The sequence below is a fragment of the Streptomyces endophytica genome, assembly GCF_026153355.1.
GTDB lineage: Bacteria > Actinomycetota > Actinomycetes > Streptomycetales > Streptomycetaceae > Streptomyces > Streptomyces endophytica.
Window position 1 is genome coordinate 6,744,628 of record NZ_CP110636.1, and the last position, 23,683, is coordinate 6,768,310.

General features: G+C 69.1%; 14 protein-coding genes and 6 pseudogenes. 5 read left to right on the top strand and 15 right to left on the bottom strand.

The features are described from left to right. Nucleotides 1-103: 103 nt before the first annotated feature. The 5 genes and pseudogenes from OJ254_RS30100 to ngcE form a co-directional block, all read right to left on the bottom strand. Nucleotides 104-1,198 (bottom strand): substrate-binding domain-containing protein, encoded by a 1,095-nt coding sequence (locus OJ254_RS30100; RefSeq protein ID WP_265364900.1) that lies wholly within the window; start codon nucleotides 1,196-1,198, stop codon nucleotides 104-106. A gap of 139 nt (nucleotides 1,199-1,337) precedes the next feature. Then, nucleotides 1,338-2,536: pseudogene (locus OJ254_RS30105) on the bottom strand (ROK family transcriptional regulator). Between the two features lie 208 nt (nucleotides 2,537-2,744). Beyond that, complete coding sequence (locus OJ254_RS30110; protein ID WP_265364901.1) at nucleotides 2,745-3,713, bottom strand: carbohydrate ABC transporter permease; 969 nt, start codon at nucleotides 3,711-3,713, stop codon at nucleotides 2,745-2,747. Next, entirely contained in the window at nucleotides 3,713-4,636 is a 924-nt protein-coding gene (locus OJ254_RS30115; RefSeq protein ID WP_265364902.1) for a carbohydrate ABC transporter permease, read from the bottom strand. Before OJ254_RS30115 ends, OJ254_RS30110 begins: the two co-directional genes overlap by 1 nt. Before the next feature lie 63 nt (nucleotides 4,637-4,699). Beyond that, nucleotides 4,700-6,139 carry an N-acetylglucosamine/diacetylchitobiose ABC transporter substrate-binding protein gene (gene ngcE / locus OJ254_RS30120; protein ID WP_265364903.1) on the bottom strand — a complete coding sequence of 480 codons (1,440 nt, stop codon included), beginning with the start codon at nucleotides 6,137-6,139 and terminating at the stop codon, nucleotides 4,700-4,702. 434 nt (nucleotides 6,140-6,573) lie between these two features. Between ngcE and OJ254_RS30125 the strand changes: the two are divergent. Continuing rightward, a pseudogene (locus tag OJ254_RS30125) lies at nucleotides 6,574-9,989 on the top strand (GH92 family glycosyl hydrolase). A gap of 101 nt (nucleotides 9,990-10,090) precedes the next feature. On the opposite strand, the pseudogene acnA reads toward OJ254_RS30125, so the two are convergent. Beyond that, nucleotides 10,091-12,806: pseudogene (acnA, locus tag OJ254_RS30130) on the bottom strand (aconitate hydratase AcnA). Between the two features lie 154 nt (nucleotides 12,807-12,960). Then, nucleotides 12,961-13,116: a hypothetical protein gene (locus OJ254_RS31290; RefSeq protein ID WP_341483759.1), complete on the bottom strand. Its 156-nt coding sequence runs from the start codon at nucleotides 13,114-13,116 to the stop codon at nucleotides 12,961-12,963. 249 nt (nucleotides 13,117-13,365) lie between these two features. Between OJ254_RS31290 and OJ254_RS30140 the strand changes: the two are divergent. Beyond that, nucleotides 13,366-14,277: pseudogene (locus tag OJ254_RS30140) on the top strand (sigma-70 family RNA polymerase sigma factor). Nucleotides 14,278-14,321: 44 nt separating this feature from the next. Here the strand turns inward: OJ254_RS30140 and OJ254_RS30145 are convergent. The 4 genes from OJ254_RS30145 to OJ254_RS30160 all read right to left on the bottom strand — a co-directional run bounded on the left by OJ254_RS30145 (nucleotide 14,322) and on the right by OJ254_RS30160 (nucleotide 17,494). After that, complete coding sequence (locus OJ254_RS30145) at nucleotides 14,322-15,122, bottom strand: S16 family serine protease (protein ID WP_265364904.1); 801 nt, start codon at nucleotides 15,120-15,122, stop codon at nucleotides 14,322-14,324. A gap of 102 nt (nucleotides 15,123-15,224) precedes the next feature. Further along, nucleotides 15,225-16,103 carry a nucleotidyltransferase domain-containing protein gene (locus OJ254_RS30150; protein WP_265364905.1) on the bottom strand — a complete coding sequence of 293 codons (879 nt, stop codon included), beginning with the start codon at nucleotides 16,101-16,103 and terminating at the stop codon, nucleotides 15,225-15,227. Nucleotides 16,104-16,185: 82 nt separating this feature from the next. Beyond that, complete coding sequence (locus OJ254_RS30155) at nucleotides 16,186-16,545, bottom strand: GntR family transcriptional regulator (protein WP_265364906.1); 360 nt, start codon at nucleotides 16,543-16,545, stop codon at nucleotides 16,186-16,188. 1 nt (nucleotide 16,546) lies between these two features. Next, nucleotides 16,547-17,494, bottom strand: a complete 948-nt coding sequence (locus OJ254_RS30160) for an SdpI family protein (protein ID WP_265364907.1) — start codon at nucleotides 17,492-17,494, stop codon at nucleotides 16,547-16,549. A 297-nt stretch (nucleotides 17,495-17,791) separates the two neighbouring features. Between OJ254_RS30160 and OJ254_RS30165 the strand changes: the two are divergent. Further along, nucleotides 17,792-19,320, top strand: a pseudogene (locus OJ254_RS30165) (helix-turn-helix domain-containing protein). A gap of 124 nt (nucleotides 19,321-19,444) precedes the next feature. Here the strand turns inward: OJ254_RS30165 and OJ254_RS30170 are convergent. From OJ254_RS30170 to OJ254_RS30185, 4 genes are all read right to left on the bottom strand, one after another. Then, on the bottom strand, nucleotides 19,445-19,771 hold the full coding sequence (locus OJ254_RS30170) for a site-specific integrase (protein WP_265364908.1): 327 nt from the start codon (nucleotides 19,769-19,771) through the stop codon (nucleotides 19,445-19,447). A 38-nt stretch (nucleotides 19,772-19,809) separates the two neighbouring features. Next, entirely contained in the window at nucleotides 19,810-20,616 is an 807-nt protein-coding gene (locus OJ254_RS30175; RefSeq protein ID WP_265364909.1) for a tyrosine-type recombinase/integrase, read from the bottom strand. A gap of 128 nt (nucleotides 20,617-20,744) precedes the next feature. Next, nucleotides 20,745-21,047 (bottom strand): helix-turn-helix transcriptional regulator, encoded by a 303-nt coding sequence (locus tag OJ254_RS30180; RefSeq protein WP_265364910.1) that lies wholly within the window; start codon nucleotides 21,045-21,047, stop codon nucleotides 20,745-20,747. A 420-nt stretch (nucleotides 21,048-21,467) separates the two neighbouring features. Then, nucleotides 21,468-21,752, bottom strand: a complete 285-nt coding sequence (locus tag OJ254_RS30185) for a helix-turn-helix domain-containing protein (protein ID WP_265364911.1) — start codon at nucleotides 21,750-21,752, stop codon at nucleotides 21,468-21,470. A 258-nt stretch (nucleotides 21,753-22,010) separates the two neighbouring features. Here OJ254_RS30185 and OJ254_RS30190 point away from each other — a divergent pair. After that, nucleotides 22,011-22,891: pseudogene (locus tag OJ254_RS30190) on the top strand (hypothetical protein); the annotation flags it as partial. A 7-nt stretch (nucleotides 22,892-22,898) separates the two neighbouring features. Beyond that, entirely contained in the window at nucleotides 22,899-23,597 is a 699-nt protein-coding gene (locus OJ254_RS30195) for an ATP-binding protein (RefSeq protein ID WP_265364912.1), read from the top strand. Nucleotides 23,598-23,683 lie beyond the last annotated feature (86 nt).

Here is a 23,683-nt window from a genome sequence, read left to right on the forward strand (position 1 = left end):
GCCGGAACGGGTCGGCGCGGGCCGGGGCCTTGAGGCCGGAGGCCTTGCGCGGTACCGAGTACGTGGTGCCGCGTGGGTGAGGTGGCGTAGGTGCCGCCGCCGGCTACTTGATGCCGGCCGCCGCGCAGGCCTTCTTGAGGTCGCCGGTGCAGATCTGGCTCGCCTTGTAGACCTTGTCCTTGATGATCGTGGAGGCGATGTTGTCCTTGGTCACGATCTGCGCGTCGTAGAGCTTGGCGGGGATGCCCTTGACCGCGCCGCTGAGGCTGTCGACCTTGGTGGACGTCAGGCCGTCGATCTTCTCGCCCTTGAGCAGCTTGACCGCGATCTCGGCCGTGGAGTCGGCCTGCGGCTTGATCTGCTTGTAGATGGTGAACGCCTGGTCGCCCTTGAGGATCCGCTGCAGACCCGCGAGCTCGGCGTCCTGGCCGCCGACCGGGACCTTGACGCCCTTCTGCTTCAGCGCGGTGATGATGCCGCCGGCCATGCCGTCGTTGCCGGAGTAGACGCCCTGGATCCCGTCCTTGCCGAGCGAGTCGAGGGCAGCGTTCATCTTCTTGTTGGCCTCGTCCGAGGACCAGTCCGGGATGTCCTGCTCGTACGCGACCTTCTTGACCTGCTTGTCGAGGACGCTGTGCGCGCCCTTCTTGAAGAACGGCATGTTCGGGTCGGTCGGCGAGCCGTTGATCATGACGACATTGCTGTCCTTGGCCTTGTCGCCGAGCGCCTTGACCAGCGCCTGCCCCTGGAGGCGGCCGATCTTCTCGTTGTCGTAGGAGACATAGGCCGAAATTTTGCCCTCGGCCAGACGGTCGTAGGCGATGACCTTGACGCCCTTCTTGGCGGCCTGGTTGACCCACGACTGGGTCGCCTTGTAGTCGACCGGGTCCAGGATGATCACCTTCACGCCCTGGGTGATCAGCGCGTCGAACTGCTTCTTCTGGGTCTCGGTCTCCTGCGCCGCGTTGTTGTACTTCACCGTGCAGTCGCTGCACAGCTGCTTGATCTTCGCCTCCATCATCGGACGGTCGAAGGTCTCGTAGCGCGTGGTCTTGTTCTCCGGCAGGAGCAGGCCGATGGTCTTGTTGTCGCCACCGCCGCCCTTGGCGCCGTCTCCGGCCTTGCCGCAGGCGGCCACGGAGAGCGCCATCGAGACGGCGGCGGTGCCTATGACGACGCGACGCGTCCAAACGTTCATTGGGGTTGCCTCCCTGACGAGGCCGCGTCCTTGCGGCCGAGGTGGGGGAAGTCAACTCGGCCGCCAGCCGACCGTCAAGAAGTAAATCCTTAACGAGATGGCAACGGTGCCATGCGTTAGCTGTGTGAACGCAGAGCGCTCATGCCAAGGCGGGTGCGTCCACGTTCCGCGCCCCGTCGAGCAGGGTCGAATCGCCCATCTCACTCAGCACCAGCGCCAGCGCGCCCAGCACCTCGGCGCGACCGCCGAGCGTGCCGGTGACGATGCCCAACTGCCGTGCGGCGCTGGGAATTGCGTACCGCGAGACGGACTCGCGGATCGGTGCGAGCACCAGCTCACCGGCGTCGGCGAGATCCCCGCCGAGCACCACTCGGCTGGGATTGAGCAGATTGCACAGGTTCGCCACACCACTGCCGATATGGCGGCCTACGTCCGCGATGACCCGCCGGCAGCCCGGATCGCCCTCGCGGGCCAGCTGAACCACCCGCGCCATGGTCAGATCGGGTCCGTGGCTCGGCTGCAGCAGCGGCAGGACGTACCGGGCCGCGGTGAAGGTCTCCAGGCAGCCGCGGTTGCCGCACCGGCACACCGGCCCGGACTCGTCCAGCGTGATGTGCCCGATCTCGCCCGCGGTGCCGCCCGGCCCGCGGTAGATCTGCCCGCTGATCACCAGCCCGGCACCGACACCGCTGGCGACCTTGATGTACGCGAGGTCGGCGGCCCCGCGGCCACCGCCCCAGACCAGCTCGCCCAGCGCGCCGAGGTTGGCGTCGTTGTCGACGTACACGGGGACACCGAGCCGCCCGGACAGCTCCTGGCGGGGGTTCGTGCCCGTCCAGCCCGGCAGGATCGCGGTCGAGCCCAGCGTCCCGGATTCCACGTCGATCGGTCCGGGCACGCCCAGGCCGACGCCGATGACCTTGTCAGCGCCGATCCCGGTCGCCGCGATCAGCCGGTTGACCAGCTGTTCCGCGCGGTCGAAGCCCTCCGCGGCGGAGGCGTCCACATCGATCGGCTCGGCCTCCTCGGCGAGCACCTGGTGCGCCAGGTTGCCGACCGCCACGCGCAGGTGGGAGTGGCCGAAGTCGACGCCCACGACGATGCCCGCGTCGCCGGAGAGCGAGACGCTGCGCGCCCGCCGGCCGCCCGCCGAGGTGGGGGTGACCTCGACGGTTCCGCCGTCCTTCAGTTCCCGGACGATGTTGGAGACGGTGGCCGCGGACAGCCCGTGCTCCGGGCGATCTCCGCCTGCGTGAGCGAGCCCGCCATGCGTACGGCGCGTACCACCCGCTCCAGATTGGCCCGGTGCAGCGAGGACTGCGACCCCGGAGTCTCCATCGACTCATCCACTCCCGCCTGGGACGGACGGCGCGACGACCGCCCGCCTTGCCGGGCCACAGCAGCGGGGCCCGGCTTGTCTCCAACATGTGAATCTAAGCTGAGCCGCCCGGGCCACCTCCCGTCAAGTCCTTCATCGACCCCGAAACCAGCACAGCGCACGTGCCTCCCGCCGGCAATCCGGCGGGAGGCACGGTCTGATCAGGCCTTACTTCAGCGCGCCGGCGGTCAGCCCGGCCACCACCTGGCGCTGGAAGATGATGTAGGCGGCGAGCACCGGGAGCATCGCGATCGTCAGACCCGCGAACAGTCCCGACCAGTCGCCCTTGTACCCCTGGCTCACCGCCAGGGCCACCAGCCCCTGGGTGAGCATCTTCTTGTCCGGGTCACCGACGTTGAGCACCGTCGGCAGCAGGTACTGGTTCCACTGCCCGAGGAAGTTGAAGATCCCGACGCTGATCAGGCCGGGCTTGGCCATCGGCAGCATGACCTGGAAGAAGGTGCGGGTGTGCGAGGCGCCGTCGATCAGCGCGGCCTCGGCCACCGAGGTGGGCAGCGTCCGGAAGAAGCCGCTCAGGAAGAAGACCGTGAACGGCAGCGAATAGGCGATGTAGACCAGGATCAGGCCGTGGTAGCTGTCCAGCAGCGCCATGTTCTTCATGACGAAGAACAGCGGCACCAGCGCCAGGATGACCGGGAAGCCCATGCCGCCGACGAACAGGAAGTAGAGGAAACGGTTGCCGGGGAAGTCGAAGCGGGCCAGCACATAGGCCGCCATCGACCCGAGCAGCATCGTGCCGATCAGCGAACCGCCCACCACGATCAGCGAGTTGAGGAAGTACTGGCCCATGTTCGCCTTGTCCCAGGCGCGGGCCCAGTTGTCGAAGTGCAGGACCGAGGGCAGGCTCCAGGGCGAACCGAAGATCTCGGTGTCGTCCTTGAAGGAGCTGACCACCGCCCAGAGCAGCGGCATGGTCACCAACAGGCCCCAGATGACCAGCACTCCGTGTGAGAAGACGTTGAGGACCCGGCCCTCGCCGCCGCCGTTCCGGCCGGCCGCACCGTCCGTGCCGCCGCGTCCGGCGCGCGGCCCGGGCACCCGCGAGGCGGTACCGCCGGGCGGCCCCTGCTCCTTGGTGACGCCCGGGAGGTCCGCGGGGTCGGTCTGCGCGCTCATCAGAACTCCAGTCGCTCGCGGCGTCCCAGCCGCATGACGATGCCCGAGAAGATCAGGGTCACGATCAGCAGGGAAACGCCGATGGCGGTCGCATAGCCGGCCTGACCGTCGCGGAACGTCTTCTGGTACACGTACAGCGGAAGGACCTCGGTCGAATAGTCGGGACCGCCCGGGCCGACGCTCATGATCTGCACGAACGCGAAGGCCGAAACGTCCAGGGCGAGAATGCCCATGTAGATCCAGCCGGTCTGCACGGTGTCCCACAGCAGCGGCAGGGTGATCCGGAAGAAGGTGTTGAAGCGGTTCGCGCCGTCCAGCAGCGCGGCCTCGTAGAAGTCCTTCGGAATGGAACTCATACCGGCCGAGAACAGCACGACGTAGAAACCGACATTGGCCCACACCATGGCGGCCATCACGCACCACAGCGCGAGCTGCGGGTCCCCCAGCCAGTCGGGCTGCACATTGTCGAGCCCGATCGCCTGGAAGAACGCGTTCAGGGCGCCGCTCTCCGGGTTGTAGGCGAACTGGAAGAGCAGCGCCACGATCGGGACCGACAGCACCTGCGGGAAGAAGTAGAGGATTTTGTAGGTGCCCGAGCCGCGCACCCCGCCGATGACCGCCTTCTTCCGGCGGCGGCCACCGACGTTGAGCATGAACGCGAAGAACAATCCGAGCGAGAGCGTCACCACCGGCAGCAGCAGCAACAGCGTGACACTGTTGCCCACCGCGGCCCAGAACACCTCGTCCTTGAACAGGCGGGCGTAATTGTCGAACCCGACCACCTGCAGGTCCGGACTCAGGCCGGTCCAGTCCGTGAAGGAGTAGTAGATGGCCTGGAGGAATGGCGAGATCACGAAGATCGCATAAATCGCCAGCGGGAGCACCAAGAACCCCGCGATGAAACGGTACTTACCGTGTTTCATGACTACCGATCCCGCTCTCTGCCTGCGTTCCCACCGCCGGTGACGCGTCGGACGACGTATCGGTCAGCGCTTGTACTTCTTCACGCTGGAATCGTCGCGGGTTTCGTCCGCGTACTTCTGGATCTTCGTGATGGCCTCGTCGGGCGTCATCCGGCCGGCCATCATCTCGCCCAGCGCACCGACCCCGATGCGTTCCTTCTGCAGCGCCACGTACCAGTCCTGGAGCCGCGGATTGACGATGTTCTGGCCCGCCTTCTGCAGCGCGGCCTGCGCCGATGCCAGGCCCGGCGGCAGCTTCAGCCCTTCCGTTCCGCCGTTGAGCGAGGTCAGTGAGGACACCTGCTTGATGAAGTTCTGCGCGGACTGCTTGCTGAGCATGATGCGCAGCAATTCCATTCCGCCCTCGGCGTTCCGCGCCTTCCTCGGGACGATGTACGGCTCGCCGCCGGACGCCCAGATCGTGCCGTACGGCATCTTGTCGGAGGAGGACAGGCTGGACGGGGCGCCGACCGCGAGGTCGAAGTTCGGGTTCTTCGCGATCTGCTTGGCCGACTCGTTCTCCACCCAGGAGCCGTTGGGGATGAACAGCGCCTTGCCCTCGGCCCAGGCCTTCTGCGACTGGAGGTGGTCCAGGCCGGGCGAGCCCTTCAGCACATAGCCCTTGCGGTACAGCTCGTAATAGGCCTCGAAGGCCGCCTTGACCGCCGGGTCCTTCCAGGCGTTGGGCTCCAGATTGTCGATCTTCTTGAGGACCTCTTCGCCACCGATCTTCGCGATGAACGGGTAGAGGCTGAAGGGCAGGTAGTACGGGTACTTACCGGGGTACGTCCAGCCGGCGACGCCCTTCTTCTTGGCCTTCGCGCAGAGCGCGAGCATGTCGTCCCAGGTTTCGGGGTATTCCGCGTCGAGCTTCTGCAGATTGCTCCGGGAGTACCACACGCCGTACACCGTGTAGGCGTAGTAGAGGATCCAGGTCTCCTTGCCGCCGAACTGCCCCATTTCGACGACGCCGGGGCGCAGGGTGTCGCGCACCTTCTTGTTCGGGTCGTCGGCGGAGGGGGCGTCCAGGAGCGGGGTGAGGTCGGTCAGCTGGTCCTTGGCCACCAGCGTGCCGAAATCCATCTGCTCGGCACCGGAGTTGTCGACCAGGTCCGGGGGGTTTCCGCCGTTGAAGCGCGGCTGCAGGGTCGACTGGATCTTCTGGGTCGAGGACAGCTTGACCTTGCCGTCGGCCTTCGGGAAGGACTTGACGTACAGGGCCTGGGCGTCCTTGGCGTATTTGTCGCCGAATCCGCCGTCGAAGATGACCACGTCGAGGCCGGCCGAATCGTTGACCGCCAGCGGATTCTTCGCCGACTTCTTGCCCTTTTCGACCTTGTCCTCGTCGCCGCCGCCGCCGCTGGCACAGGCGGACAGCACGCTCATGGCCGGTACCGCAACGATCCCCAGGGCGGCGGCTCGCTTGACCAGATCACGACGATTGAATTCTGAGGTGGATCCCATGCTCAAGTCCTCGCCTTCTTCAGGACTCAGGCGGTGTACCGGAGCCACCCCGGCACCGCGGGTCAGATGAAGCTGAGTTGTACGGGATGTGCACCGGGCCTGCTAGGGAAATGCGGGTCAATCATCCGTTCCCCGCTTTCCCCCCGGATCCACGGCCTGGGTCGTACGGCCGGTCGGACGCCGACAGGTATAGTCCACTTCCAGCCGAAGGGGCAAGATCGAATGCAGGGTTGGACGGGCATCTTTCCCTAGTTGAGACCTCGCGGACATGCGGCGCATCTGCCGCCGGCGGCCCGCGGGATCACCCGCGACACGACCGGCACCCCGATCGCAGCGACACCCTTGACACCAAAGTCCCCACGCACGTTACTTATCTCTGTTTATCTTGGCGCCATTCAACTGACAACGATGTCACTCTGGTTGAGAGGGCTCGCGTGCGGATCCGACACCGGCACCGTCATCTGCGGGGCATCACCCGCCCGGCCGCCCTCACGGCGGCCGTTCTGCTCGTCCTCACCCTCCCCGGCCCGGCCCGGGCCGAGCCGCCCCACGCCCCCCGCGCGGACGCGGAGTTCAGCTCCTCCTTCGAACCCGGCCAACCCCGGCCCGACTGGACCGACACCGCCGAGACCGGCCCCGACGGCAGGCCCCGGGCCTCCGGCGTCAGCCCGGAGACCACCCCGGCGGCGCCCGGCATGAGCACCCGCCCCGACACCGGCCCCACCGACTCCCCCACCGCAAAGGCCCACGCCGGCTTCACCGGCGGGCACGCGCTGCGGTACGCCGGCACCCACACCGCCGACGGCCACGGTTTCGCGTACAACAAGATCTTCGACGTCAACGTCCCGGTCACCGCGGCCACTTCGCTCTCGTACATGGTCTTCCCGGAGATGGCCAAAAGCGATCTGTCCTACCCCGCGACCCATGTCGCGGTCGATCTGGCCTTCACCGACGGCACGTACCTCAGCGATCTGTCGGCGGTCGACCAGCACGGCGCCCCACTGACCCCGCAGGGCCAGGCCGCGTCCAAGACGCTCTACGTCAACCAGTGGAACCACCGCACCTCGCGGATCGGCACGGTCGCCGCCGGCAAGACCGTCGACCGGATCCTGGTCGCCTACGACGCGCCCAAGGCCCCCTCCGCCGCGCCCGCCTTCCGCGGCTGGGTCGACGACATCACCCTCCGGCCCGTCCCGCCGGAGAAGCCGCTCGCCCATCTGTCGGACTACGCACTGACCACCCGCGGCACCCTCTCCAGCGGCAGCTTCTCGCGCGGCAACACCTTCCCGGCCACCGCCGTCCCCAACGGCTTCAACTTCTGGACCCCGGTGACCAACGCGGGCTCCGCCGACTGGCTCTACGAGTACGCGCGGAAGAACAACGCCGACAACCTGCCCACCCTCCAGGCGTTCAGCGCCAGCCACGAACCCAGCCCCTGGATGGGCGACCGGCAGACCTTCCAGGTGATGCCGTCCGTCGCGGACGGCACCCCGGATGCCTCCCGCACCGGCCGCGCGCTGCCGTTCCACCACGGCAACGAGACCGCCCGGCCGCACTACTACGGCGTGACCTTCGACAACGGCCTCAAGACGGAGATCACCCCGACCGACCACGCCGCGCTGATGCGCTTCACCTTCCCCGGCGACCGGGCGAGCCTGATCTTCGACAACGTCAACAACAAGGGCGGGCTGAGCCTGGACACCGACCGCGGGGTGGTCACCGGCTTCTCGGACGTCCGCAGCGGGCTGTCCGTCGGCGCCACCCGGCTCTTCGTCTACGGCGTCTTCGACGCACCGGTGACCGGCGGCGGAAGGCTGGAAGGCGGGGGCGGCAAGGACGTTACCGGCTACCTCCGCTTCCGCCCGGGCGCCGACCGGACCGTGACCATGCGGATCGCCACCTCCCTGATCAGCGTGGACCAGGCCCGGGCGAACCTGAACCGGGAGATCCCGGCCGGCACCGCCTTCGGCACCGTCGAGAAGCGGGCGCAGGCGCAGTGGGACGCGCTCCTCGGCCGCATCGAGGTCCAGGGCGCCGGCCGCGACCAGCTGACCAGCCTCTACTCGAACCTCTACCGGCTCTACCTCTACCCCAACTCCGGTTTCGAGCAGGTGGGTTCGCGCAGCAGCTACGCGAGCCCGTTCTCCCCGCAGACCGGCCCGGACACCCCGACCCGCACCGGCTCGAAGATCGTCGACGGGGAGATCTACGTCAACAACGGCTTCTGGGACACCTACCGGACCACCTGGCCGGCCTATTCGCTGCTCACCCCGCGGCGGGCCGGGAGAATGGTCGACGGTTTCGTCCAGCAGTACAAGGACGGCGGCTGGATCTCCCGGTGGTCCTCGCCCGGCTACGCGGACCTGATGACCGGTACGAGTTCCGACGTGGCCTTCGCCGACGCCTACGTCAAGGGCGTGAAGTTCGACGCCGAGGCCGCCTATGCCGCGGCCGTCAAGAACGCCACGGTCGCCCCGCCGGCTCCGGCGTCGGCCGCAAGGGCATGAACACCGCGCCCTTCCTCGGCTACACGAGCACCGCCACCCGTGAGGGCATGTCCTGGGCCCTGGAGGGCTATCTCAACGACTTCGGCATCGCCCGTATGGGCCAGGCGCTCTACGAGAAGACCAAGAAGCCCCGCTACAAGGAGGAATCCGACTATTTCCTGGGCCGCGCCCGGAATTACGTCAAGCTCTTCGACGACCGGATCGGCTTCTTCCAGGGCAAGGACGCCCAGGGCCGCTGGCGGCTGCCCCCGGAGAAGTTCGACCCCCGGGTCTGGGGCAACGACTACACCGAGACCAACGCCTGGACCGCCGCCTTCACCGCACCGCAGGACACCCGGGGCCTGGCCAACCTCTACGGCGGCCGCGCCGCACTGGCGAAGAAGCTGGACGGCTACTTCTCCACCCCGGAAACCGCCGCCAAGGAGTTCGCCGGATCGTACGGCGACGTGATCCACGAAATGACCGAGGCCCGCGACACCCGGATGGGCATGTACGGCCACAACAACCAGCCGTCGCACCACATCGCCTATCTCTACGACGCGGCCGGGCAGCCCTGGAAGACCCAGGAGAAGGTCCGGGAGGCGCTCTCCCGGCTCTACCTCGGCAGTGAGATCGGCCAGGGATATCCGGGCGACGAGGACAACGGCGAGATGTCCGCGTGGTACGTCTTCAGCGCGCTCGGCTTCTACCCGCTGGTGATGGGCCAGGGCGAATACGCGGTGGGCTCGCCGCTGTTCAGCAAGGCCACGATCCATCTGGAGAACGGCCGCGATCTCGTCATCGAGGCCCCGCGCAACAACGCCCGCAATGTCTACGTACAGGGCCTCCGGGTCAACGGAAAGCCCTGGAATTCCACCGCGCTGCCGCACCGGCTGCTCGCCCGCGGTGGCACCCTCGCCTTCACCATGGGCGACCGGCCGTCCTCCTGGGGCACCGGCCCGCACGCCGCGCCCACGTCGCTCACCAAGGACGACGAGGTGCCGGTGCCGCCGGCGGACACCACCGACCCGTCCGCCGGCCCGCTCTTCGACAACACCTCCGACACGGCGGCCCCGCTCACCGCGGCGCCGATCGACCTGCCCCGGCCGTCCCGGGTCACGTCGTACACCCTCACCTCGGCCGACCGCGGCACCGCGCCGACCGGCTGGCGGCTGGAGGGCTCCGCGGACGGCAGTCACTGGACGCCGCTGGACCGCCGCTCCGGTGAGTCGTTCGCCTGGGACCGCCAGACCCGGGTCTTCGCGCTCACCCACCCCGCGGACTACCGGCACTACCGGCTGGTGCCCGACGGCACCGCCACGCTCGCCGAGGTCGAGCTGCTGGGAGCGCCGGACGCCCGGTGACCCGGGGCGGTGACACCGCCGCCCGCACGCGGACGGGCCGCACCCCTCGGTCGAGGAGTGCGGCCCGTCGTGGCGCTGCCGCCGGGTGCGGCTGCCGGGGATTACTTCCGGATCAGCGACCGCAGCACGTACTGCATGATGCCGCCGTTGCGGTAGTAGTCGGCCTCACCGGGGGTGTCGATGCGGACGACCGCGTCGAACTCGACGCCCGTGTCGGTGGTGACCTTGACCGTGCGCGGCGTGGTGCCGTTGTTGAGCTCCTCGACGCCGGTGAAGGAGAAGGTCTCCTCGCCGGTCAGGCCGAGGGCCTCGGCGCTGGCGCCCTCCGGGAACTGCAGCGGCAGGACGCCCATGCCGATGAGGTTCGAGCGGTGGATGCGCTCGTAGGACTCGGCGATGACGGCCTTGACGCCCAGGAGCGCGGTGCCCTTGGCGGCCCAGTCACGGGACGAACCGGAGCCGTACTCCTTGCCCGCGAGCACGACGAGCGGGATGCCCTGCTCGATGTAGTTGCGCGAGGCGTCGTAGATGAACGACACCGGAGCGTCGGCCTGCGTGAAGTCGCGGGTGTAGCCGCCCTCGGTGCCCGGCGCGATCTGGTTGCGCAGGCGGATGTTGGCGAACGTGCCGCGGATCATGACCTCGTGGTTGCCACGGCGCGAGCCGTAGGAGTTGAAGTCACGACGCTCGACGCCGTGCTCCGTGAGGTACTTGCCAGCCGGGGTGTCGGCCTTGATCGCACCGGCGGGCGAGATGTGGTCGGTGGTGACCGAGTCGCCGAGCTTGGCGAGGACGCGCGCGCCGGAGATGTCGGAGACCGGGGCCGGCTCCATCTCCATGCCCTCGAAGTACGGGGGCTTGCGGACGTACGTCGACTCGGCGTCCCACTCGAAGGTGTTGCCGGTCGGGATCGGCAGCGCCTGCCACTGGGCGTCGCCCGCGAAGACGTCGGAGTAGGACTTGTTGAACATGTCCTCGCCGATGGCGTTCGCCACGACGTCGTTGACCTCGGCCTCGGTCGGCCAGATGTCCGCGAGGTGGACCGGCTTGCCGTCCTGGTCGACACCGAGCGCGTCACGCGTGATGTCCACCTTCATGGAACCCGCGAGGGCGTAGGCGACGACCAGCGGCGGGGACGCCAGGTAGTTCATCTTGACGTCGGGGTTGATGCGGCCCTCGAAGTTCCGGTTGCCGGAGAGGACCGAGGTGACGGCGAGGTCGTGGTCGTTGACGGCCTTCGAGACCTCCTCGGGCAGCGGGCCCGAGTTGCCGATGCAGGTGGTGCAGCCGTAGCCGACGAGGTTGAAGCCGACCTTGTCCAGGTACGGCGTCAGGCCCGCCTTGTCGAAGTAGTCGGTGACGACCTTCGAGCCCGGGGCGAGGGTGGTCTTGACCCACGGCTTGCGGGTCAGGCCCTTCTCGACGGCCTTCTTCGCGACGAGTGCGGCGGCGACCATCACGTACGGGTTCGACGTGTTGGTGCAGGAGGTGATCGCGGCGACGGTGACGGCGCCGTGGTCGATCTCGTACGTCGAGCCGTCGGGGGCGGTCACGGTGACCGGGTTGGACGGGGCGCCGTTCGGGGCGACGGCCGGGGCGTCGGAGGCCGGGAAGGACTCCTGGCCCGCCTCGTCGACCGAGTCGACGTAGTTGCGGACGTCGATCTTGAACTGCTCGGCGGCGTTCGCGAGGACGATGCGGTCCTGCGGGCGCTTCGGACCGGCGATCGACGGGACGACCGTGGAGAGGTCCAGCTCCAGCTTCTCGGAGAAGTCGGGCTCGGCGGCGGGTCGAGCCAGAGGCCCTGCTCCTTGGCGTACGCCTCGACGAGCGCGACCTGCTGCTCCGAACGGCCGGTCAGCTTCAGGTAGTTGAGCGTCTCACCGTCGATCGGGAAGATCGCGGCGGTCGAGCCGAACTCCGGCGACATGTTGCCGATGGTGGCGCGGTTCGCGAGGGAGGTGGCGGCGACGCCCTCACCGTAGAACTCGACGAACTTGCCGACGACGCCGTGCTTGCGCAGCATCTCGGTGATCGTGAGGACGAGGTCGGTGGCGGTGGTGCCGGGCTTGAGCTCACCGGTCAGCTTGAAGCCGACGACGCGCGGGATGAGCATGGAGACCGGCTGACCGAGCATCGCGGCCTCGGCCTCGATGCCGCCGACGCCCCAGCCCAGGACGCCCAGGCCGTTGACCATCGTGGTGTGCGAGTCGGTGCCGACCAGGGTGTCGGGGTAGGCCTGGCCGTTGCGGACCATGACCGTACGAGCGAGGTGCTCGATGTTCACCTGGTGGACGATGCCGGTGCCCGGCGGGACGACCTTGAACTCGTCGAACGCGGTCTGGCCCCAGCGCAGGAACTGGTAGCGCTCCTTGTTGCGGCCGTACTCCAGCTCCACGTTCTGGCCGAAGGCGTCCTTCGTGCCGAACTTGTCCGCGATGACGGAGTGGTCGATGACCAGCTCGGCCGGGCCAGCGGGTTGATCTTCGCCGGGTCGCCGCCCAGCTCCTTCACGGCCTCACGCATGGTGGCGAGGTCCACGACACAGGGCACACCGGTGAAGTCCTGCATGATCACGCGGGCCGGCGTGAACTGGATCTCCTGGCTGGGCTGGGCCTGCGAGTCCCAGTTGCCGAGCGCCCGGATGTGGTCGGCGGTGATGTTCGCGCCGTCCTCGGTGCGGAGCAGGTTCTCCAGCAGCACCTTCAGGCTGTACGGCAGACGGGCGGAGCCCTCGACCTTGTCCAGCCGGAAGATCTCGTACGACTCGTCGCCCACCTGCAGCGTGCTGCGGGCGTCGAAGCTGTTCGCCGACACGACAGTCTCCTTCATGCATGAATTCGCGCGTACCACCGCAATCCTGCCGTCACAGGTTTTCGCCCCATCCGCTAAGGTGAACCTAAGTTAGGCATGCCTTACTGGTGCGGGCCGCGGTACGCCTCTCGGCAGATATCTCGATGTCGAGATAACTCTAGTACATCGCGGCGGCGCGGTCATGCCCTGACTTCCCCGTGCTGCCTTCCCGCCACCGGACCGGGAGCAGGCGGCCGTGCGGCGCCACCACGATGCCCAGGGTTCCGTCGATCAGCGCCGGTGCCGCGCACCGCGCGTCGCGGGCGAGCGCCATCGTGCCCCCGGCCGGCGTCCGCGCACCCCGGACCAGGGACGCGGCGGCAGGACGGCGGGGTCGGCCCGGCGTACGACATCGGGGGCGAGGACGGCCAGCAGCCCGTCCGCGTACTGCACCGGCGGCGCCCGCGGCTCTGTCGGCCATCCGGTCAGTGCGTGAGACCCACCCGATGTCGCGTGGTCGTCACATCGTGCCGGTCCCCTACGTCATCACCATGACGCACCTCGGCGGGAAGGCAGGAGAGCGATGACCGACGCCCAGTGGCTGGCGGAGCAGTTCGAGCGGAACCGGGGCATCTGCGGGCGGTGGCCTACCGGATGCTGGGCTCGCTCAGCGAGGCGGACGACGCGGTGCAGGAGGCCTGGCTGCGGCTCGGCCGGTCCGGCGTGGACGGCGTGGAGAACCTGGGCGGATGGCTGACCACGATCGTGGGCCGGGTCTGCCTGGACCAGTTGCGGAGGCGCAAGGCGCGCCGCGAGGACTCCCTCGACACGCACGTCCCCGAGCCGATCGTGAGCCGCCCGGACCGCGTCGACCCGGAGCAGGAGGCGCTGCTGGCCGACTCGGTGGGGCTCGCCCTGCTGGTCGTCCTGGAGACCCTCGCCCCCGCCGAGCGGCTGGCCTTCGTGCTCCACGACATGTTCGCGATGCCCTTCGACGAGATCGCGCCGGTCGTCGACCGTACGCCGGCCGCCACCCGGCAGCTCGCCAGCCGTGCCCGCCGGCGGGTCCGTGGCACCGCACCGGCTCCGGACACCGACCTCACCCGTCAGCGGGAGGTGGTCGACGCCTTCCTCGCCGCCTCGCGCGGGGGCGACTTCGACGCGCTGCTCGCGGTGCTCGACCCGGATGTGGTGCTGCGGGCGGACGCCGGTGCCGCGCCCGGCGGCATCTCGAAGCTCGTCCGTGGGGCCCGGCCGGTCGTCGAACAGGCCCTGCTGTTCTCCGGTTGGCGCTCTCCGCCCGCCGGCCCTGGTCAACGGCGCGCCGGGGGCGGTCACGGTGCACAACGGCCGGCTCTTCTCCGTCATGGGCTTCACCGTCGCGCACGGAAGGATCGTCGAGATCAACATCCTGGCCGACCTCGCACGGCTGCGGCGCCTGGACCTGACCATCCTCGACGAGGGCGACGACCTGGAGGTCACCGGCTGGTCATGAGTGAGGTCAACTGGCATGCCGCGGCGGTGATTTGGGCCCCGTCCTCAGCAGTGCGGGACCGTGCCGCCGCGGGCCAGCGCGCGCAGGGCCTGCACCGCACTCTTGAGCGTGGTGACGGGGACCAGCCGCAGCCCCGCCGGTGCGGGCTGCACCTGCGCGCACTCCTCCTTCGGTACGAGGAAGACGCTCGCGCCGTCCCGCCGCGCCGCCTGCGTCTTGAGCGCCGCGCCACCGACCGCACCCACCGTGCCGTCGGCGTCGATCGTCCCCGTACCGGCGATGGTGCGACCGCCGGTGAGGTCGACGCCGCTGCCGTCGCCGGTCAGCTTGTCGACGATGCCAAGCGAGAACATCAGCCCGGCGCTGGGCCCGCCCACGTCGTCGAGCGTCAGCTTCACCTTCACCTGGTCCGGGTCCTTGCGCAGCAGCCCGAGCGCGGCGGCGACGGCGGACCGCTGGGAGGACTTCATGTCCGCGGTGTTGTGCTGAGCGACCTGCGCATCAGACTTTCCGGGCGGAAAGATTGCATCCTTGGGCATCACCGCACGATCCGTACGGAACCAGGCGTCGACCAGCTGGCCCAGGTGGATGTCGACATGCGGCCCGGTCGCCTGGATCGCCACCATCCGCAGCTGGCCGCGGGTCTTGCGCACCGGGGCACCGCTGACGGAGACGACCTCCCCGCCGCCGTGCGTTCCCAGCACGTTCGTGGTCTGCCCGGGCCGCGCGACGGAGTACGGCAGCGGCGCGACCGCCGCCACGGCGAGCAGCGCCACCAGCGGCACGGCACCGAGCGCGATCCCCCGCACCCGGGCGCGGGACCGGGACCGGCCGGAAGCCGGCATGGGCGCGGGCGTCTGCGAGGGCGTCGACGTCGGCGTCGGGCTCCGTCACGGGAGGGGCGAGTGGTCACCCGGCCCAATCTAGATCACGGCAATTGCCCGCTTTCACCGACCCCGGAACGCCGGGCCCGGCCGGCGGTGCAGGGGCTCAACTTGCCGCGTTCGCGGTGTGGTTGACGCCTCACTCCCGGCCCTTTCCGTACGTCGCGAGGGTCCGGTCGATGGCCGGGCCGAGGAAGGCCCGGGTGAGGTCGGCGCGGCGGAGGTGCCAGGGCGAGGGACCGGGAGCACCCGGGTCCGTGGGGACGGCCGGGGGCCGGGGCCGTACCGCCGGCTGGTGATGTCGGTGACGACGGCGGCCGGGGCGCCGAGTTCGCCGAGGACGGTCAGCGCCTCGGCCTTGGTGATGAGGGTGCCGTCGCGCAGGGCCACCGTGGCGCGGGCGAGGGTCAGCAGTCCGAGGTCGACCCAGACGTCCTGGAGCCAGCGCGCCGGGCGGTCCAGGGCGGGCCGCCAGTAGCCCTGCAAGTCGTGACGGATATGGGTGGCGAGCTCAACATCGGTCACGGGCGGGAGCAGCGCACCGGGGGCGTCACCGGAGAGGACGCGGCCGAACGTGTGGAGTTCGCGTCGGGTGACGGGGGTGACCGGGCGGTGGAACAGTTCCCGCTGGGCCCAGGTGAGGTGGCAGCACCCGGGGTCGGCGGCGGTGTCGTCGGCGACCAGGTAGCTGCAGTGCAGATGCGGGGCGAGCGGGTCGGTGGCGTCGAGCGCGCGGTGCAGCGCACCGATGTGCCGTTCGTCCTCCGGGGTGGGGGGACGGTCGAGGACCGCGATCAGGTCGAGGTCGCTGCGGCCCTCCTGGTAGTCGCCCCCGGCGAGCGACCCGTGCGCCCACAGGGCCCGGAGCGGGAGGTGGGTGTGCAGGGCGGTACGGAAGCGCTGAAGGAGGGCGTCGGTACGCCGGTCCTGGGTGGGTTCCATGGCGGCAGTGTGATCCGTACGGCCCGGCACCGGGAGGGGGACGGCAGCGGGCGGACGGCCGGCTCCGCGCCCCCTCCCCTCTTCACCGCCCGTTCAGCCCCACCCGCACCACCCCCACGATCTCCTCGTCCGAGAGCCCGAGTTGGCGGGCCTCGGTGATCAGGCGGGCGGCGGTCTCCCCGAGGCGGGCGCGGGCCGGCGAGGTGGTGCCGGTGACGACCGCGCCGCGGCCGCGGCGGAGCTCGATCAGCCCCTCTTCCTTGAGGCGCTGGTAGCCGCGCAGGACCGTGTGCACGTTCACGCCGAGCGACCCGGCGAGTTCACGGGCGGCCGGCAGCCGCTCCCCGGCGCCGACGGTGCCGTCGGCGATCGCCCCGCGGACCGATGCCGCGATCTGGTCGCCGAGCGGGACGGACGAGCCGGGATCGACCTGGAAGAGCACCTCAGCCTCCTTGCCGCGACCGCGCGCGGTCGGCGTACGTATTGAGCAGGGCAGCGGCGGTGGCCGCGTCGTCGACGGTCACCGCGAACGTCCGGCCGCCGGTCAGCGTGACCACGATCCCGTCACCCGAGCGCAGTATGAGCCCGCTGCCGCCGGGGCGGATGCGGTAGCCCCAGCCGCCGTACTCCGTCAGCGCGGCGATCGGCCGGCCGGTGGCCTGCTTGATGCGGTCGAGGGGGACACGGCGGAGGCGGAGGCGCGACGGCAGCAGGGCCGACGCGACGGTCAGGCCGCGGCGGTCGACGGTCACCCGCACGGAGGCGAAGGGAAGGACCAGGACGGCCACGAGGGTGAGGATCAGGGTCGTCGGCCAGGCACCGAGGACGCCGACGGCGAGCCCGGCCCCGAACAGCACGATGCCGAGGACGACCACCAGGGGCGAGCTGACGGTGCGTGACCAGCCGGCGGTCGTGCCGGCCGGGAGATCGAGCCGGGGCGCCCCGCCGGACGCCGGGTCCGGCTGCCGGGGCGGGGCGCCGGCCAGCAGCCGGCCGAGTGCACCGGCGGCCAGGGCGACCGCCACCATCGCGGGCAGATGCCACAACGGCAGCCGTACGGCCGAGGCCTTCGCGACACCGTCGTTGAGGAACAGGGTCATGCAGCCGGGATAGCCGACCCCCGCGGCCGTGGCGTACCCGCCGGCGATCAGCCAGGGGGTGGCGGGGCGGAACGCACGCACCTGGAGGAGGGCACCGAAGACCGCACCGGACACCACGAGCAGCCCCAGAGCCACCGTCAGGAGGTCCTGGGCGGTGCCATAGCCGTCGGCCCGGCCGCCGGTGGCGAAGTGGGTCGCGAGCGGTTCGGGCAGCCGGTCGGCGACGGCCACGTACACGAGCACGACGGTCGTGAGCGCGGCGACGAACGGGAACGCGGCGATCAGGCCCACCAGGGACCTTTCGACGCCAACCCGGAACGCGCCCGCACCCCGACCCCGACCTCTGACACACCCTTCATCCCCTTCACACCTTTCACACCTTTCACGCGCTACGAAGCATTTGTGCGGCATTTAGTGCGCCATAGGGGGTACCAGCCGAAAAGAGCCACTCGGCACGCGCCCACGACACCGCGTACGCACCGACGTTGACCCACCCTCAGTCACCACCCCCACTTATTCGCATACTACTAGAACAACTCAACCACCATCAATTGCGTATCCATCTCATATCTGAGATACGGTCGGCCCATGGCAGACGACTACCTCGTACGCATCGGCAAGCTCATCCGTGACGCCCGGCAACACCGTGGCTGGACTCAGACGCAGCTCGCGGAGGCGCTCGGCACCAGCCAGAGTGCGGTGAATCGCATCGAACGCGGGAACCAGAACATCAGCCTTGAGATGATCGCCCGCATCGGCGAGGCACTGGACAGCGAGATCGTCTCGCTCGGCTATGCCGGTCCGATGCATCTGCGGGTGGTCGGCGGCCGCCGGCTGTCCGGCAGCATCGATGTGAAGACGAGCAAGAACGCCTGTGTGGCGCTGCTCTGCGCCACCCTGCTGAACGCCGGACGCACAACTCTGCGCCGGGTGGCCCGTATTGAGGAGGTCTACCGCATCCTGGAGGTGCTCGGCAGCATCGGCGTACGCACCCGCTGGATCAACGACGGCAACGACCTGGAGATCGTGCCGCCCGCGGAACTCGACCTGGACTCCATGGACTTGGAGGCGGCCCGCCGCACCCGCAGCGTCATCATGTTCCTCGGTCCGCTGCTGCACCGCATGGACCACTTCAAACTGCCCTACGCGGGCGGCTGCGACCTCGGCACCCGCACCGTCACCCGCACATGACGGCGCTGCGGCACTTCGGGCTGGAGATCACCGCGACCGACGGCACGTACCTCGCCGAGGTCGACCGCAGCGTCGCCCCCAAGCGCGCGATCGTGCTGACCGAGCGCGGGGACACCGTCACCGAGAACGCCCTGCTGGCGGCGGCCCGGCACGACGGCGTCACGGTCATCCGCAACGCCTCCTCCAACTACATGGTCCAGGACCTCTGCTTCTTCCTGGAGGAGTTGGGCGTCCGGGTCGACGGCATCGGCACCACCACCCTCACCGTCCACGGCACCGCGCACATCGAGCGCGATGTGGACTACGCACCCTCCGAGGACCCGGTCGAGGCGATGAGCCTGCTGGCCGCCGCGGTCGTCACCGAGTCGGAACTGACCATCCGCCGGGTGCCGGTGGAGTTCCTGGAGATCGAGCTCGCGGTCCTGGAGGAGATGGGCCTGGACCACGAGCGCAGCACGGAGTACGCCGCCGACAACGGCCGCACCCGGCTGATCGACCTGACCGTCCGCCCGTCCAAACTCCAGGCCCCGCTGGACAAGATCCACCCGATGCCCTTCCCGGGCCTGAACATCGACAACGTCCCCTTCTTCGCGGCGATCGCGGCCAGCGCCCAGGGCCAGACCCTGATCCACGACTGGGTCTACGACAACCGCGCGATCTACCTGACGGACCTCAACCGCCTCGGCGCCCAGGTCAAACTGCTCGACCCGCACCGCGTCCTGGTGGACGGCCCGACCCGCTGGCGCTCCGCGGAAATGATGTGCCCCCCGGCCCTGCGCCCCGCCGTCGTCGTCCTCCTCGCCATGATGGCCGCCGAGGGCACCTCCGTCCTCCGCAACGTCTATGTCATCAACCGCGGTTACGAGGACCTCGCGGCCCGCCTCAACTCGATCGGCGCCCAGATCGAGATCTTCCGGGACATTTGATGTGCGGATGCCGCCACACCCCGTCTGACCTGCTACTTATCGGGTTAGGGAGGGGTGCGGCGGCATGTCTGGGACTTCTCTGGGACTTTGCGCCAGGACCGAGCTACTGCCGGTCGGCTTGCGGCTACGCGAAGACCGCGTCGATGGCTGCGCCGCCGCGTGCACCGGCGCGGGGCAGGAAGTGCGCGTACTTCCGGAGCGTGAAGCCGGGGTCAGAGTGGCCGAGCCACCTGGCCAGGGAGACGACCGACTCGCCGGCCTCCAATTGCTCGGAGGCATAGAAGTGACGCAGGGCGTGATAGCCGTGCTCCCGGGAGGGCTCCCAGGTTCGGGATCCGTCCGGTGCGCTCTCCTCCAGCGCAGCGATCACGCCGACCTCGGCCAGGGCGGGCTTCCAGGCGTAGGAGTTGAAGTAGTTCCGATTGATCGCCTTATGCTCGCGGCCCGTCACCAGGAGGTTGTACGTCCTGGGCCGACGGAGCTTGGCTTCTACCGGGTCTGCGGCGGGCGCGGATCGTCCCACGGCATGGTGACCGGCACGGGTGCGAGGAACTCCACGTGCTGCCGTAGTGCCTTGGCCACGCTTGAGGGCAGGGGCACGTCGCGGACCTTGCGCCCCTTGGGAAGAGCGAAGCACAGCTTCGTCCGCACCATCTTGACCTGGCGCCGGACATGGACGATCTCCGAGTCGAAGTCGATGTCCTCCATCGACAGGCCGAATGCCTCCCCCTGTCGCAAGCCGAGTCCAGCGCCAATCTCGACAAGCACGCGGTAGCGGTCCGGGATAGCTGCGCGTACGGCCAGCACGCGCTCGGGCAGCCATGCCTCGACCCGGCCCGGTGCAGCCGCCGGAGGGCGAACTGTGCTCGCACGGCACGGGTTACGTGCGAGGCGTCGGTCTTCGACAGCGGCCTGGAGAACACCAGACAGTGTGGCCCAGACGAGACGGATGGAGGTGGGGCCCAGGTCCTTCTCGAGTCGCTTCTTCCAACTCCGCAGCACTTCGGTACCGACGCCATTGAGCGGCAGGGCACCGAGGTGCGGGACGATGTGCCGGCGGACCCGTTGCTCGATGCGTTCGAGCGTGGACGGGTCGCCACTCTGGGTGGGCCACCAGTGGGTCGCGATGTAGTCCTTGAGAGAGATGGCTCCATCGCGTGTATCGACGAACTCGCCCCGACGTGCGTCGGTCTGAGCCTGGGCGAGCCAGGTCTTGGCGTCCTGGAGTACGTCGAAGGAACGGTCCTTGACGCCGGGTATGCCCTTGACTCGGTAGCGGGTGCACTTGCCGTACATGGCCGTGCGTTCGCGCTTGCCGGTCGTCGGGTTGGGGCGCTTCTTGAGCCATCGGTCTTCTATGTAGCCGGTCAGGTGGAACTCCTTGATGTCGAGGATGGAGACGGCGTTCTACGGCGCTTGGAGCGTCAAGCGCTGATGAGGCGGGTGGGCCGTTCCTGACGAGGAGCGTTCAGCGGGTTGAGAGCCTCGTTTGAGCGCGAGTCGGCCTGCTCCTGCTCGCGGACCCAGGCGTCGAGGGCTTCGAGTCGGTACATGACGCGGCCTCGTGGACCCATGCGGAAGCTCGGAGGTCCCTGTCGACGGTGGCGCCAGACGTAGAGGGTGTGGGGCGAGAGGCCGAGGTAGTCGGCGGCGGCCTTCACGGTCAGGAAGGCCGTGTGTAGGGCGCCCGGGGAAGCTGTGGGGGCACGCAAAGATCGGGCAGGCATAGGAGGTTCTCTGTGAGGTACGGGAGGGAGCGGACCTTGAAGGACCGGTTCGTCATGCGCGGCACTCGCAATCGGTGGGTCAGTTCTCCAGATGATTGCGGAGGATACGCAGAATGGCGTTCGGAAGTTTCACCCAGCGGGGCACCTGGCTCTTTTATCGCCGGTCATAGAAAGTCGACCGGGAGACCTGAAGCTCGGCGCAGAGTTCGTCCACGGTCATTTTGTCACGCGAGCGGCTGGAGCCATTCATCAGCACCCCGCCTCCTCGTTGTCGAGGGGGTTTCGGGCAGGGCTTATGAGGGGTCGGGGCAAAGGGGTTCCTCGCATGGAAAGAGCGGATTACTGAAAGAAGGCACGACGGGGTGCCGGGATATTCAATGATGCGGAGCATCGCCGGTTTGGCCAACCGGCGATCGTCGGCTATGTTTCCGCCCGCTCCGCATGGCCCCGGTCGCGCGGAGAGCTGGCGAGGAGGGTGTGCGGGGCGGCTCCGAGCGCGGTGGCGATGGCGACGAAGTCGTCGATGTCGCAGCGCCGGACCGTGCGTTCGATGCGGGAGAGCGCGGTGGCGGTCATGGGCCGGCCGAGGGCGGTGACGCGGGCGGCGAGCTGACGCTGGGAGTAGCCGCGGGCGGTGCGGGCGCGCACGATGGCCCGAGCGGCGGTCTTTCCTGCGGGGCCGATTTCAAAGGAATGCGGTGGCATGGATGTGTTGTAGCTTGCGTTCCCCGGCGACGGGAACCCTTTCCCGTCTGCTGTGAGCGATGCGCCGATCGTCAGAGATTTCAAAGGGCCGATTTCGGCAACCGGGGATCCGGGTCTACTGTTTTCCGACCGGCCCGGAAGTAGTACAGAGTTTGAGAACCAACTCTGGACTTTTGCTCCCTGGTGTGGCTGTCTTGTCCATGCCCCCGGCACCGCCGAATTCCCTGCCCCGATTTGCGACGAAGGTGGTCGATCGACATCGCCCGTATCCGCACCATCAAGCCCGAGGCGTTCCACTCGGAGTCCCTCGCGGCGGTCTCCCTGTCCGCCGAGCGGACGTTCTTCGGCTTGCTCACCCAGGCAGACGACTACGGCCGGTTCCGCGACCAGCCTGCCGTCATCGCCGGCCTGTTGTGGTCCCTTCGCCCTGAACACGGCCCTCTGGGCGTCGAAGACGACCTCGCCCAGCTCCATACCGCCGAGCTGGTCTGCCGTTACCAAGGCGCCAACGGCAAGCGGTACCTGCACGTCGTCACCTTCGCCCAGCACCAGAAGGTCAACCGTCCCAGCGGGGTGCGCCATCCTGCCTGTCCCCACCACGATCAGGGTGTTCCGCGTGAGCCCTCACCGCCGACGCACGCACCCCTCACTGAGCCCTCCGCACCGGCTCCCGGAGGTGTCACGCAGGACGCGGTGAGCGACGAATCAGCAGGTCAGGACCGGTTCAATGAGTCCTCATCGCCGATGCAGGGAGACCTCACGGAGCCCGCGACGAGTGCTCACGGTCCGGATCTAGGACCTAGGAACAGGATCTAGGATCTACCCCGTTGGGGGGCGCGAGCGCCCCCGCGCCCCAGACCGTCTCGGCGAAGGACCTCATAGGCGAGTACGCCGCCGCCTGCAGCCACCGACCGCCTGCGGGCGTGCTCGGACACCTCGGCGGCGAAGTCAAAAAGCTCCTCGGCGAGGGCATAGCCCCCGACCACATACGTGCGGGTCTTGACCGTCACCGGGCCAAGGGTCTGCACCCCAGCACCCTGCCCAGCCTCGTCCACGAGGCCATGAACGCCGCCCCGACCGCATCCGGCGCCGTCCACCGGTCGTGGACGAATCCGTCCGACGTCGCCGCCGCCTACGGGGTGACCTGTGACCGCCACCCTCACCCACGCCCCGGACCGCATCGGCCCGCTCGCCGAGCGGCTCGGCGCCATCCTCACCGCACGCGGCATCGCCCCCGAGGCAGCAAGCACGCAGGAGCCGCCGAGCGAGCCGGTCACGGCCCTGGAGCTGGCCGATGCCCGCATCCCCGCCCGATACCGCCACGCCCTGGGTGACCACCCACAGGTCACCGCCTGGACCGAGGCGATCGCCGCCACCGGGCGCCCCGGCCCCAGCGGCGCACCGGGCATCGCCGAAGGCCCGTCCCTGCTGATCGTCGGCCCCACCGGCACCGGCAAGACCCACCAGGCGTACGGCGCCGTCCGCACCCTGCTCACCGCCGGAGTCCGGCTGCGCTGGGAGGCCGTCACCGCCGCCGACCTGTACGCCCGCCTGCGCCCCCGCTCCGGCCACGACGCCGAACGCGACCTGCAGACCCTGGCGCGCTGCCCGCTGCTGCTCCTGGACGACCTCGGCGCGGCCAAGAACAGCGAGTGGACCGAGGAGCTCACCTACCGGCTCATCAACCACCGGTACGAGCACATGCGCCCCACCCTCATCACCACCAACCTCCCCACCGACGCCCTCCGCACCGCCCTCGGCGACCGCATCGCCTCCCGCCTCGCCGAGATGACCGAACGCGTCATCCTCAACGGCCCCGACCGCAGGCGCCGGTCCCAAAACTGACGGTCCCGGGACCATTCCCCACCGCACAAGGGACCGAAAGCCCCAGACTGTTCGGGACGTGCACCACCGACTCAGGGGACCGAGCA

What these genes read in the sequence shown, in the direction of transcription:
- OJ254_RS30150 (WP_265364905.1), bottom strand. Translation starts at nt 16,103, where the DNA reads ATGGAACCCACCCAGGACCGGCGTACCGACGCCCTCCTTCAGCGCTTC.
- OJ254_RS30180 (WP_265364910.1), bottom strand. Translation starts at nt 21,047, where the DNA reads ATGCCTGCCCGATCTTTGCGTGCCCCCACAGCTTCCCCGGGCGCCCTA.
- ngcE (WP_265364903.1), bottom strand. Translation starts at nt 6,139, where the DNA reads ATGGGATCCACCTCAGAATTCAATCGTCGTGATCTGGTCAAGCGAGCC.
- OJ254_RS30175 (WP_265364909.1), bottom strand. Translation starts at nt 20,616, where the DNA reads ATGTACGGCAAGTGCACCCGCTACCGAGTCAAGGGCATACCCGGCGTC.
- OJ254_RS30100 (WP_265364900.1), bottom strand. Translation starts at nt 1,198, where the DNA reads ATGAACGTTTGGACGCGTCGCGTCGTCATAGGCACCGCCGCCGTCTCG.
- OJ254_RS30110 (WP_265364901.1), bottom strand. Translation starts at nt 3,713, where the DNA reads ATGAGCGCGCAGACCGACCCCGCGGACCTCCCGGGCGTCACCAAGGAG.
- OJ254_RS30185 (WP_265364911.1), bottom strand. Translation starts at nt 21,752, where the DNA reads ATGCCACCGCATTCCTTTGAAATCGGCCCCGCAGGAAAGACCGCCGCT.
- OJ254_RS30115 (WP_265364902.1), bottom strand. Translation starts at nt 4,636, where the DNA reads ATGAAACACGGTAAGTACCGTTTCATCGCGGGGTTCTTGGTGCTCCCG.
- OJ254_RS30145 (WP_265364904.1), bottom strand. Translation starts at nt 15,122, where the DNA reads ATGCCGGCTTCCGGCCGGTCCCGGTCCCGCGCCCGGGTGCGGGGGATC.
- OJ254_RS31290 (WP_341483759.1), bottom strand. Translation starts at nt 13,116, where the DNA reads ATGGCGCTCGCCCGCGACGCGCGGTGCGCGGCACCGGCGCTGATCGAC.